Annotated in this window: 10 protein-coding genes; 6 read left to right on the forward strand and 4 right to left on the reverse strand. The window is 63.9% G+C overall.

Going from position 1 to position 12632, the window contains the following annotated elements:
• From NKH67_RS01490 to NKH67_RS01500, 3 genes are all read right to left on the reverse strand, one after another.
• Entirely contained in the window at nucleotides 1–1131 is a 1131-nt protein-coding gene (locus NKH67_RS01490; protein WP_352452521.1) for a patatin-like phospholipase family protein, read from the reverse strand.
• Nucleotides 1132–1157: 26 nt separating this feature from the next.
• On the reverse strand, nucleotides 1158–1940 hold the full coding sequence (locus tag NKH67_RS01495) for a 3-hydroxybutyrate dehydrogenase (RefSeq protein WP_352489286.1): 783 nt from the start codon (nucleotides 1938–1940) through the stop codon (nucleotides 1158–1160).
• Between the two features lie 200 nt (nucleotides 1941–2140).
• Nucleotides 2141–3229 carry a citrate synthase/methylcitrate synthase gene (locus NKH67_RS01500; RefSeq protein WP_352683390.1) on the reverse strand — a complete coding sequence of 363 codons (1089 nt, stop codon included), beginning with the start codon at nucleotides 3227–3229 and terminating at the stop codon, nucleotides 2141–2143.
• 92 nt (nucleotides 3230–3321) lie between these two features.
• Between NKH67_RS01500 and NKH67_RS01505 the strand changes: the two genes are divergently transcribed.
• A complete protein-coding gene (locus NKH67_RS01505) occupies nucleotides 3322–4470 on the forward strand; it encodes a citrate/2-methylcitrate synthase (protein ID WP_352452507.1) in 1149 nt (382 codons plus the stop codon).
• Between the two features lie 73 nt (nucleotides 4471–4543).
• Here the strand turns inward: NKH67_RS01505 and phaR are convergent, their stop codons facing one another.
• Nucleotides 4544–5152 carry a polyhydroxyalkanoate synthesis repressor PhaR gene (gene phaR, locus NKH67_RS01510; protein WP_023678449.1) on the reverse strand — a complete coding sequence of 203 codons (609 nt, stop codon included), beginning with the start codon at nucleotides 5150–5152 and terminating at the stop codon, nucleotides 4544–4546.
• Between the two features lie 278 nt (nucleotides 5153–5430).
• Between phaR and NKH67_RS01515 the strand changes: the two genes are divergently transcribed.
• The 5 genes from NKH67_RS01515 to fdxA all read left to right on the forward strand — a co-directional run bounded on the left by NKH67_RS01515 (nucleotide 5431) and on the right by fdxA (nucleotide 12469).
• On the forward strand, nucleotides 5431–6615 hold the full coding sequence (locus NKH67_RS01515) for an acetyl-CoA C-acetyltransferase (RefSeq protein ID WP_353030182.1): 1185 nt from the start codon (nucleotides 5431–5433) through the stop codon (nucleotides 6613–6615).
• Between the two features lie 104 nt (nucleotides 6616–6719).
• A complete protein-coding gene (phbB, locus tag NKH67_RS01520; RefSeq protein ID WP_352683387.1) occupies nucleotides 6720–7445 on the forward strand; it encodes an acetoacetyl-CoA reductase in 726 nt (241 codons plus the stop codon).
• Between the two features lie 730 nt (nucleotides 7446–8175).
• Nucleotides 8176–11583, forward strand: a complete 3408-nt coding sequence (locus NKH67_RS01525; protein ID WP_353030184.1) for a helicase-related protein — start codon at nucleotides 8176–8178, stop codon at nucleotides 11581–11583.
• Nucleotides 11584–11595: 12 nt separating this feature from the next.
• Complete coding sequence (locus tag NKH67_RS01530) at nucleotides 11596–11982, forward strand: RNA-binding S4 domain-containing protein (protein WP_023680553.1); 387 nt, start codon at nucleotides 11596–11598, stop codon at nucleotides 11980–11982.
• A gap of 148 nt (nucleotides 11983–12130) precedes the next feature.
• Nucleotides 12131–12469, forward strand: coding sequence for a ferredoxin FdxA (fdxA, locus tag NKH67_RS01535; protein WP_292664799.1), 339 nt, complete (start codon nucleotides 12131–12133; stop codon nucleotides 12467–12469).
• Nucleotides 12470–12632: the final 163 nt, after the last annotated feature.

The following is a 12632-nucleotide window of genomic DNA, read 5'->3' on the forward strand; positions in this document are numbered from 1 at the left end:
CTAGGCCGGACGGCGGGCGGCCTCGGGCTGCTTGCGCGCCGCAAGAAACTCCTTGACCCGCCGACCCGGCGCCGGCCCGCGCAAAGGCTTCAAGCCGTCGTCGAGTTCGCCGGACAGATCGATCGTCGGCCGCTTGCCGACGGCGTCATAATTTTCTTCCAGCCAATCACTGGCTGCGGTGCGGCCGAGGTCGCGCAGATAGGCAAGGAACGCCCATTCGGCATTGACCTTGGACGATGCCGACAGATCCTTGAACGCTTCGTCGGCATCGATGCGGTGCATGCGGATGTCGCGATATTCGCCGTGCGGCAATCGGCCGGCGGCGATCAGTTCCTTGACGAAGGCGATCGAGCGGAATTCGCGCAACAGCCCGGCGTTGAAGGTGATCTCGTCGATGCGGTTCTGGATCTCATTGGCGCTCTTCGGCGTTCCCTCGCGGACCACCGGATTGATCTGCACCAAAAGCACGTCCTCGGTGGCCGCCGTCTTGAAGAACGGGAACAGTGCCGGGTTGCCGCCATAACCGCCATCCCAATAGGGCACGCCCTTGATCTCGACGGCACGGAACAATTGCGGCAAGCAGGCCGACGCCATCACTGTGTCGAGGTCGATCTCGCCGTCCGAGAAGACCCGCAACTGGCCGGTCTCGACATTGGTAGCGGAAATGAACAGTTCCATCGACTTGCAGGCGCGCACATTGTCGAAATCGATCTCACGTTCGACCACGTCGCGCAGCGGATTGATTGCGAGCGGATTGGCGACATAGGGCGAAAATACCCGAGACATCGTATCGAACAGGAAATAGCCGGGCGTGTTCTCGATCGACCAATTGCCCCAGGCGACGTCCCAGGGCATGCGCTGTACCGGGCTGAAGCGGCCCTTTGCCGCCACCGCACGCCAGAAATCGTCGAGCTTCCGCCGCGCGCCCTCGACACCGCCGCGGACAAAGCCGTCGGCCAGCGCCACGGCATTCATGGCGCCGGCGCTGGTGCCCGAAACCGCCGTTATGTCGAGGCGCCCGTCCTCGAGCAGCCGATCGAGCACGCCCCAGGAAAACGCCCCGTGCGAGCCGCCGCCTTGCAGCGCGACATTGATCTTCTTTGGCTCTTCCGCCTTGCCGTTTTTCGGCATGGCGTGGCCCTTGACCGCTGGAAGCCTCACTGAGCGGTCCAGCCGCCGTCGACAGAGATGTGCGTGCCGTTGATCTGCGCCGCCGCATCCGAGCATAGGAACACCGCGGCCGCCGCAACCTGCTCGACGGTGACGAACTCCTTGGTAGGCTGCCTGTCGAGCATGACCTCACGGACCACCGTCTCGCGGTCCATCTTGTTGGCCTTCATCTGGTCGGGGATCTGCGCCTCGACCAGCGGCGTCAGCACATAGCCCGGACAAATGGCATTACAGGTGATCTTGTCGCGCGCCAGCTCCAGGGCGACAGTCTTGGTCAAGCCCATAATGCCATGCTTGGCCGAGACATAGGCCGACTTGAACGGCGAAGCGACAAGGCCGTGGGCCGAGGCGACGTTGACGATCCGGCCGCCACCGGCCTGTTTCATCAACGGGATGGCGGCTGCGATGGTGTGGAAGGCCGATGACAGGTTGATGGCGATAATCGCATCCCATTTCTCGATCGGGAAGCTTTCGACCGGCGCGACATGCTGGATGCCGGCGTTGTTGACCAGGATGTCGACCGAGCCGAATGCCTCGGCTGCCTTCGCCACCAAAGCCCGGCACTCGGCCGGCTTCGACATGTCGGCCTTGACGTAGACGGTCTTCACCTCGTGGTGCTTCGCGATCGCGTCGGCGATGGCGTGATCGTCGGCGGTGTCGGAAAAGGAATTGACGACGACGTTGCAGCCTTCGGCCGCGAGCGCGTGGGCAATGGCCAGGCCGATGCCCGAGGTGGAACCGGTGACGATGGCGGTTTTTCTGGCGGTCAAGGCGGCTTTATTCCTTTCGAGGCGGGCTCCCGTGAACCATGCTGCACTGCAACATATAGGCTCTCTGTCACCCAAGAACAGCGGATGTGTGGAGCAATGACATGAAATTTTTGTCATGTAGACCTCTCTCGTCCCGACGAGAGAGGTGTTCGGCACCGGCTGTTGCGACCGGTTTTCGCAAGTATGCGAGGGAAACATCCTCAGGCGACGAGGTCCGGCACCGGCCCGATATAGCGCGACTGCGGCCGGATCAGCCGTCCGCTCGTCTGCTGCTCGCGCGCATGGGCAATCCAGCCGGCGACGCGCCCGGCAGCAAAGACGTTGGTGAACGCCTCTTTCGGAAAGCCCGCCGCTTCCAGCAGGAGCGCTGTGAAGAACTCGACATTGGTCTGGAGCGAGCGCGACGGCTTGGCGATGCGGAGCACTTCGAGCGCCGCCTGCTCCACGCTTTCGGCAAAGGCCAGCCGGTGGCCGCTTTCGCCCCTGGCGCCGAGCTGGCGCACCACCGCTTTCAGCACGTCGGCACGCGGATCGCGCACGCGATAGATGCGATGCCCGAAGCCCATGATGCGGCGGCCACGCGCGATCTCGCTACGCAGCCAGCCGGCGGCGTCGCCATGCGCCTCGATCGCATCCAGCATCTCAATCACCGGACCTGGCGCGCCGCCATGCAGCGGCCCCTTGAGCGCTCCGAGCCCGGCCAGCACCGCCGAAGTAAGCCCGGCCTGCGTCGAAGAGACCACGCGCGCGGCGAAGGTCGATGCGTTGAGGCCATGGTCGCAAACCGTCACGAGATAGGCATCGAGCGCCTTCGCCAATTTAGGCGAGGCCGCAATGCCGGTCAGCATCCGCAGCATGTCGGCGGCATGATCGGCCTTGCTATCGGGCGCAATCGGGCGTTCGCCGCGCTGCAAGCGCAGCAAGGCCGGCGTCACCACGGCAGGTGCCGCAACCAGCCGCAGCGCGTCCGACAATTTGTCACCATCCGGCAGCAGGGCAATACCGGCGCGCATCGCGCTGTAGATATCGACGGATGTGAGAAACGGCAGCAAGGGTTTGATCTGCTCGAACACTTCGCTGCGCGCCCGACCGATCGCGTTCGCCAGCTCCCTGCCGTCGGGAAGATCGTCGAAAAAGCCGTCGAACAGCAGATGAACCACCTCGGCGTATTTCCAGCGACCTGCCAGTTCGGGCAACGAATGGCCCCGGATGGTCAGGCGGCCACCAAGACCGTCGACATCGGAGAGCACCGTTTCCGCCGCCACAACATCATCGAGCCCATTCGCCATCGGTTTTCTCCTTGACCCTTTCCGGGTGGTAGATAAGGGTTGGTGACTGGACCATCAATCTTGATCAATGGAATCAACATGACAAGGCTGACATGACGGAGTGGCTGACGCGGGACGAAGCCCTGAAGCGTCTCAAGGTGCGAGCCCAGACCCTCTATGCCTATGTCAGCCGCGGGCGCATCGGCGTGCGGCCGGACCGGGCGGATCCACGCCGCAGCCAGTATCGCGCCGACGACATCGCGGCGCTGGCGAGTCGCCGGGCTCGTGGCCGAAATCCGCAGGCAATCGCCGAAAGTGCAATTGCCTGGGGTGAGCCGGCGATCGCCACCACGATCTCGACCGTTTTGCATGGCCGCCTTGTCTATCGCGGCCAGGATGCGGTTGCTCTCTGCGAGGCTGCCACGCTGGAGCAGACGGCAAACCTGCTTTGGGCATCTGACGCACCGGTGTCGTTCGTCTCGGCGAGCCGCCATGGCAACGGCGCAACTGGCCGGCCGGCTGCCTTCGCGGAATTGGCCGCGTTGGCGGCCAACGGCCGGCCTTCGCTCGGCCGAAGATCGGCTTCGCTCAACCACGATGCGGCCGGCGCCATCGCCGCTTTGGCCCAGGCGCTCGGCGCGATTCCCGGAACTGGTGCCGTGCACGAAAGGCTGGCGCGGGGATGGTCGCTCGATGCGGCCGGCGCAGACTTGATCCGCCGCTCACTGGTACTGTTGGCCGATCACGAATTGAACGCATCGACCTTCGCCGCACGGGTCGCCGCGTCCACCGGCGCACCTGTTTCGGCCTGCCTGCTTGCCGGCCTCGCCACGCTCTCCGGGCCGCGTCATGGCGGCGCCGCGGAGGCGGTCATGATGCTGGCGGAAGATGCGCAGAGATTGGGGCCGGACGCGGCTGTCGGACGCTGGCTCGGTCACGACAGGCCGCTGCCCGGATTTGGCCATCCGCTTTATCCCGACGGCGATCCGCGTGCGGAACCGTTGCTGGCCGCGATAGATGTCGATGATGGGCTGTTACGGCTTTGCGATGCGGCCTTTGCGGCAACGGGCATGCGCCCGAACGTCGATTTCGCTTTGGCCGCGCTGACGCGCGGTCTCCGTTTGCCGTCCGATGCGCCGTTCCGCCTGTTCGCGCTCGGCCGCAGCGTCGGCTGGGCCGCGCATGCCGTGGAGCAGGTGACGAGCAACGGCCTGATCCGGCCACGCGCCCGCTACCAGGGACCGCTGCCGGAGCAGCTCTAGTCTAGCCGCGCTGCTTGCGAAGTCTCAGCAGCACCTGAAGGAAGGTCCGACGCTGCACTTCGCCAGCCGGCAGTCAGGACATCGTGTCGAGCTTGCGCTGCATCGCGGCGATCTGCTCCTTCAGCTCCTGAAGGTCGTCGGGTTTTTCCGGCGTTTCCTTCCTGGCCGGTTCGGCCGGCGCTGCTGCCGGCGCCGAGCCCGCGGGCGGGAACGGCGTGAACAGCCGCATGGCGTTCTGGAACATTTCCATGTTGCGCCGCGTCTGCTCCTCCAGCACCTTGATCGGCGTAGCGATCTTCATCATGTCCATCGGCGACTTGCCGAGCGCATCTTTCATCTGCTCGCGAAAGCGCTCCTGCTCCTTCGAGAAGGCCAGCATCGACTGTTCGAGAAAGCTCGGCACGATCATCTGCATCTGGTCGCCGTAATAGGCGATGAGCTGACGCAGGAACGGGATCGGCAGCATGTTCTGCCCGTCCTTGTTCTCCAGCTCGAAGATGATCTGGGTCAGTACCGGATGCGTGATGTCGTCACCGGTCTTGGCGTCCTGGACAGTAAAGTCCTCGCCTCTTTTGACCATTTCAGCGAGATCCTCGAGCGTCACATAGGTGCTGGTGCCCGTATTGTAGAGACGGCGATTGGCATATTTCTTGATAACAATAGGTTCGTCTTTTGCGGCCATCTGCATCCTCCCCGGACACCGGGCAGCTTAAGTAAGCCGCCGGTAACGATTGCGCCTTTTTAAAGGATATGCGCAAAAGCGTCATGAATCCAAGCAGTTTGTGCAGTGCGGGAACATTTTATGCTGCGCAGCACGGACGGGCCGCCGTTGCAGCGACGGGCGGCATACTTGCGGGAGTGGGACGCCATGCCCATTTCGGGTTTGACTCGGGTTGTGGAAAGGGCAAGAAAAGTCCCCGACGGCACCCGAAATCATTCCCCGAAAGCCTGGAGAAGAACATGTCCGCTTCCAACGCCATCGTTGTCGCCAGTGCAGCGCGCACGCCCGTCGGCTCCTTCAACGGCGCCTTCGCCAACACCCCAGCCCATGAATTGGGTGCCGTCGCCGTCAGGGAAGCGCTGGTCCGTGCCGGCGTCGACGGCAAGGAGGTGGACGAGGTCATTCTCGGCCAGATTCTGACCGCGGCTCAAGGGCAGAACCCGGCGCGGCAGGCGGCAATGGCTGCCGGCGTACCGCAGGAGGCGACCTCCTGGGGCCTGAACCAGCTCTGCGGCTCGGGCTTGCGCGCCATCGCGCTCGGCATGCAGCAGATCGCCCAGGGCGACGCGAGGATCATCGTTGCCGGCGGCCAGGAATCGATGTCGATGGCTCCGCATGCACAGCATCTGCGCGGTGGCGTCAAGATGGGCGATTTCAGGCTGATCGACACCATGATCAAGGACGGCCTGACCGATGCCTTCTACGGCTATCATATGGGCAACACCGCTGAGAACGTCGCCCGCCAGTTTCAGATCACCCGCGACGACCAGGACCAGTTCGCACTGGCTTCCCAGAACAAGGCCGAGGCCGCGCAGAAAGCCGGGAAATTCAAGGACGAGATCGTTGCCTTTACAGTCAAGGGCAGGAAGGGCGACACCGTAGTCGACCAGGATGAATACATCCGCCACGGCGCGACAATCGATGCCATGACCAAGCTCAAGCCCGCCTTCGACAAGGAAGGCACGGTGACGGCTGCCAATGCTTCCGGCATCAACGACGGCGCCGCCGCCGTGGTGCTGATGACCGAAGCGGAAGCCGCAAGGCGCGGCATCACACCGCTGGTGCGTATCGTTTCCTGGGCGACCGCCGGTGTCGACCCGCAGATCATGGGGACGGGACCGATCCCCTCCTCGCGCAAGGCGCTGGCCAAGGCCGGCTGGTCGGTTGGCGACCTCGATCTGGTCGAAGCCAACGAGGCCTTTGCCGCGCAGGCCTGCGCCGTCAACAAGGACATGGGCTGGGATCCGGCCATCGTCAACGTCAATGGCGGCGCCATCGCCATCGGCCATCCGGTCGGCGCCTCGGGCGCCCGCATCTTCAACACGCTGGTCTACGAGATGCGCCGCAGAAGTGCCAAGAAAGGCCTTGCCACGCTGTGCATCGGCGGCGGCATGGGTGTTGCCATGTGCGTGGAAGCATTGTGATGAGACAAGCGATACGAATACGATGCTGGCGCAAAGCGAGTAGGGAATAGAGGGCAAACCCCACCGCTTCAACGCTCAGTCATCTGCATTTCCCGGGAGGACATATGATAAAGGTTGCAATCGTCACAGGCGGGTCGCGCGGCATCGGCGCGGCGATATCGGTCGCCTTGAAAAGCGCCGGCTATTCGGTCGCCGCAAACTACGCCGGCAATGAAGAAGCGGCGGCAAAGTTCAAGGCCGCGACCGGCATCCCGGTCTATAAATGGTCGGTCGCCGACTACGAGGCCTGCGCCGCCGGCATCAAACAGATCGAAGCCGATCTCGGTCCCGTCTCGGTGCTGGTCAACAATGCCGGCATCACTCGCGACGCGATGTTCCACAAGATGACCCGCGAGCAATGGAAAGAGGTCCTCGACACCAACCTTTCCGGCGTCTTCAACATGACGCATCCATTGTGGGGCGGCATGCGCGACCGCAAGTTCGGTCGCATCATCACCATCTCCTCGATCAACGGCCAGAAAGGCCAGGTCGGCCAGGTCAATTATTCGGCCTCGAAGGCCGGCGATATCGGCTTCACCAAGGCACTGGCCCAGGAAGGCGCGCGCGCCGGCATCACCGTCAACGTCATTTGCCCCGGCTACATCGCCACCGAGATGGTCAAGGCAATGGACGAGAAGGTCCTCAACGAGCGCGTCATCCCGCACATCCCGGTCGGCCGTCTCGGCGAGCCGGAGGAGATCGCGCGCTGCGTCGTCTTCCTCGCTTCCGACGATGCCGGTTTCATCACCGGCTCGACCATATCAGCCAATGGCGGCCAGTACGTCGCCTGATCGTTTGTCTTTACGTTGAGACAGATCCTCGCTTGGACGAACGGGCCTGCAAAACGGCCCGTTTCTATAGCGGTCTTCCCGTTGCAAGATCTCGATGCAGCACGCTGCCCCAATCCGGCACGCAAAGGTTAACGGCAAACTCGCAGCTTGTGCAAAAGCCGCCCGGCAGCCTGTGGATTCTCGGTGGAAAAGCTGTTCACGACACAACATGTTGCGGTGAACAAACCAAGAAACTTCAGCTATCGCTGATTCGTCGCCGATTCGTTCCGGCTTTGAGCGGAGCGTTAACGGCGAGAGCTGAAAACACCGCGAAATGATTAAAGCGCATTAGGAAACATCAATAATTTCATAATGTTGTGCGAAGCAGGTTGGCCAGCCACGACCATTCACCGGCAAAGGTTAACCGCAGTGCTCGCTTGGATGCCGCTTGCATAAATCGGGCCAGTTTCCGTGATTCAGCATGTGGTGAGGTATGCCGACAGAAAACCCAGATGTAGCCGTGAACAAACCCTGAATCAGCGCGAGTCAGTGATTCGTCGCTGATTCGTTCCAGACTCGTTCCAACTGTTAATCGGGAACAGATTTTCTGGCTTCGAACCAACCAATCGGCCTGCCCTCGGCATATTCCGCTTTCGCTTCGCGCCCGAAATCCCTATGTGTCGCCTGTCATACGCGGCCAATATGGGCGCGCTCCCGACAATGCGAGGCAGAGAGCCTTATTTCCAGGCCGATGAACATCCATCCGAAACATACTGAACCGCTGATCCTGTCGGGTCGAGACGTGACGGCCGTGCTCGGCCCGACCAACACCGGCAAGACCCATCTCGCTATCGAGCGCATGGTGGCGCATGAAAGCGGCGTCATCGGCCTGCCGCTCAGGCTGCTTGCCCGCGAGGTCTATACGCGCGTCTGCGAGAAGGTCGGCGCCCATAAGGTTGCGCTCATCACCGGCGAGGAAAAGATCCAGCCGGCTGGCGCGAAATACTCGGTCTGCACCGTGGAAGCGATGCCGCGCGAGACCGACGCCGCCTTCGTTGCCATCGACGAGGTCCAGCTCGCCGGCGATCTCGAACGCGGACACATCTTTACCGATCGCATCCTGCATCTGCGCGGCCGGCAGGAGACGCTGCTGCTGGGCGCGGCCACCATGCACGGCATCCTGCAGCGCCTGCTGCGGGGCGTGTCCGTGGTGACCCGGCCACGCCTGTCGCACCTTGCCTATGCCGGCTCGAAGAAGCTGACCCGCCTGCCGCGGCGCACGGCGATCGTCGCCTTTTCGGCCGACGAGGTCTATGCCATCGCCGAGCTGATCCGCCGCCAGCAGGGCGGTGCCGCCGTCGTGCTCGGCGCACTCAGCCCGCGCACCCGCAACGCCCAGGTGGCGCTGTTCCAGTCGGGCGACGTCGACTACCTCGTCGCCACCGACGCCATCGGCATGGGCCTCAACCTCGACCTCGACCACGTCGCCTTCGCCCAGAACCGTAAATTCGACGGCTACCAGTACCGCAACCTGACGGCGGCCGAGCTCGGCCAGATTGCCGGCCGCGCCGGCCGGCATCTGCGCGACGGCACCTTCGGCGTCACCGGCCAGGTCGATCCGCTGGATGATGAACTGGTCAACAAAATCGAGGCGCATGATTTCGACCCGGTGAAAGTACTGCAGTGGCGCACCGCGCATTTCGATTTCGCCAACCTTGATGCGCTGAAGCGCTCGATCGAGACCAACGCCCCGGTCGAAGGCCTGACGCGCGCGCTGCCGGCCGTGGACGCGCAGGCGCTCGAGCATCTGTCGCGCGACGAGGACGTGCGGGCACTCACCACCGATGCCAGGCGCGTGGCGCTGCTTTGGGAAGCCTGCGCGCTGCCCGACTACAGGAAGATCGCGCCGGCCCAGCACGCCGACTTGATCGCCTCCATCTACATGGACCTTGCCAGGCATGGCCATGTCGACGAGAACTACATGGCCGAGCAGGTGCGCCGTGCCGACACAACCGAAGGCGACATCGACACGCTGTCGCACAGGATTGCCCAGATCCGCACATGGACCTTCGTTTCCAACCGGCCCGGCTGGCTGGCCGATCGGGCACACTGGCAGGAAAAGACGCGCGAAATCGAAGACAGATTGTCGGATGCGCTGCATGAGCGGTTGACGAAACGTTTTGTAGACCGCAGGACTTCCGTCCTCATGCGGCGCCTTAGAGAAAACACGATGCCTGAAGCCGAAATCAGCCCAACCGGAACCGTCCTCGTCGAAGGCCATCACGTCGGCGAGTTGCAAGGTTTCCGCTTCACCGCCGACCAGAGCGCCGGCGGCGAAGACGCCAAGGCGGTGCGGGCGGCGGCGCAGAAGGCGCTTGCCGCCGAGTTCGAGGCGCGGGCCGAGCGCTTCGGCGCCTCGGCCAATGGCGACATCGCGCTGGGTTCGGATGGCACGCTTCGCTGGATCGGCGCGCCGATCGGCACGCTGGTCGCCGGCGAAGACGCTTTGAAGCCGCGTCTGGTTCTGCTGGCCGACGAGCAACTCACCGGCCCGGCCCGCGACAAGGTTGCGGCGCGCGCCGAGCGCTTCGTCAATTTCCAGATCGAATCCCTGCTGAAGCCGCTGGTCGACCTCAAGAATGCCGAGCAGATCACCGGCATCGGCCGCGGCATTGCTTTCCAGCTCGTCGAGCATTTCGGTCTCATCAACCGTCGCGACATCGCCGACGAGATGAAATCGCTCGACCAGGAAGGCCGCGCGGCGCTTCGCCGTCTGGGCGTGCGCTTCGGCGCCTACCATGTCTTCGTGCCGGCGCTGATCAAGCCGGCGCCGGCCGGGCTGATAACACTGCTGTGGGCGCTGAGAAACGACGGCAAGGACAAGCCCGGTTTCGGCGATGTCGTTCACGCACTGGCCTCCGGCCGCACCTCGGTGGTCATCGATCCGACCTTCGACAAGACCTTCTACAAGCTTGCCGGCTACCGCAATCTTGGCCGGCGTGCTGTACGCGTCGATATTCTCGAACGGCTGGCCGACCTGATCCGGCCGGCGACCAACTGGAAGCCGGGCCTCGGCCCTCGCCCCGACGGCGCCTATGACGGCCAGTCCTTCATGGTGACGCCGCGGATGATGTCGATTCTCGGCGCCACCGCCGACGACATGGAAGAAATCCTGAAGGGACTCGGCTATCGCGCCGATGCCAAACCGGCGGCCGAGGTCAAGGCGCGGCTCGAAGCACAGGACAATGCCGCGCGTGAAGCTGCCGCTGCAAAGCAGGCGGCGGAAGAGACTGCGCGCGTCGAGCAGGCGAGGATGGCGGAAGCATCTGCCGCGGCAGAGCCGCCGGCGGAGGCTTCGGAACCTGTGTCGGATGCGGCTCCTGTTGCGGAGGCGGCGGCCGAAGCTGTGACCGAAGCGACGGCAGAGCCTGTCGCGGAAGCTCCAGCCCCTGAAGCTGCGGCAGAAGTCACGCAAGAGACCGGGCCCGCCGCGGAGGCAACTGCTGAAGCGCCTGCGGAACCAGCGGCCGAGCCAAGGGCGGAACCTGGGGCGGAAACTGTGGCTGCGGCACCGGCAGAACCGCCGGTTTCCGACACTACGGAAGCATCGCCGGCCGAACCTGCAGCGACGGCAGGAGCCGTCGCCGGCGAAGCTGCTCCAGAAGCCGAGGAGCCAAAACCCATCCTGTTGTGGCGGCAGGGTCGTTTCGACCAGCGCCCGCGTCATCGCCAGCATGACAACCGCCCCCGGGACAATCATCGGGACAATCGCGCGCGCAGTGGTCAAGCTGCGCCGGACAGCCGCAGCGATGCGCCGGTAGATGCCGGCGGGCAAGCGACGCCGGGCGACCGGCCCGCCCGTCAGGGGCGCCACGACCAGCGCGACGGCGCCGGCAAGCCACGCTTCGATCGCAGCAAGTTCAAACCCAGGCCGCAAGGCGAGGCGGCAGAGCAGCGCGCCGGCAAGCCGCAAGGTGAACGCCCGGACCGGCGCGAAAACCGGCCCGACTGGAAGGCTGGCCGGCAGGACGGCAAAGGCGGCGCCCAAGGCGCAAAACCCGCCTTCCAGCCAAAGCCGCGTGAGGAACGCCCGGTCCGCTTCGACCCGGACTCGCCGTTCGCCAAGCTCGCCGCGTTGCGCGACCAGCTGAAGAAGTAAGCTGCTCGTCCAATGGTCACTGATGCCCGCCAGCGCATCGACAAGTGGCTGTTCTTCTCGCGCGCGGTAAAATCGCGCACGCTGGCAGCCAAGCTGGTCGTCGCCGGACGCGTCCGCATAAATCGCGACAAAGCAGCGCAGGCCTCCGACACGGTCCGGCCGGGCGACGTTTTGACCATCACGCTGGAGCGGCGGATCTTCGTCTGGAAAGTCCTTGGCACCGGCGTACGGCGTGGCCCGGCCGAAGAGGCCCGCCTGCTCTACGAGGACATGTCGCCGCCCCCCGCGCCCAAGGGCGAGGCGCTTCCGGATGCGGTGCCGCCGTTGCGCGAGGCCGGCAGCGGTCGCCCGACGAAGAAGGAACGCCGCCAGACCGACCACCTGCTCGGCGACGATTGAGCAAGGTCGAACGCCCGCTTTGCCGGCCTTCCGGAATTCCATTCCGGAAACCGCGGCACCGCTGGCAGGGGCCGCCCTTGCCACCAGCGGACAAAGGCGTTACCTCACCAAAAAAGCCCAACAAAATGGGACGTCCCGGAGCCGACCAATGACCTATGTCGTGACCGACAATTGCATAAAATGCAAATACATGGACTGCATCGAGGTCTGTCCGGTCGACTGCTTCTACGAAGGTGAGAACATGCTCGTCATCCACCCGGACGAGTGCATCGATTGCGGCGTCTGCGAACCGGAATGCCCGGCCGACGCAATCAAGCCCGACACCGAGTCGGGTCTCGACAAATGGCTGCAGATCAACACCGAATATGCCGAGAAATGGCCCAACATCACCGCCAAGAAGGAGCCGCCGGCCGACGCTAAAAATTTCGATGGCGAAACTGGCAAGTTCGAGAAATATTTCTCCCCGGAGCCGGGCGAAGGCGACTGACGAGCCTGCCGGCTGCGGTGGCCTGACGCCGCGTAACAGACGTGATACATTAACTGCCTTGACAGGCGGCGACGCCGCGCGGCCTTCGCGCGTGCAGCAAAACCTTGATTCTTCCGACTTTTTGTGTTATATGAGCCAAACATGCCGGTGACACAACGTCGAT

The sequence above is a fragment of the Mesorhizobium sp. M0968 genome (assembly GCF_040319065.1).
In the GTDB taxonomy this organism is placed as follows: Bacteria; Pseudomonadota; Alphaproteobacteria; order Rhizobiales; family Rhizobiaceae; genus Mesorhizobium.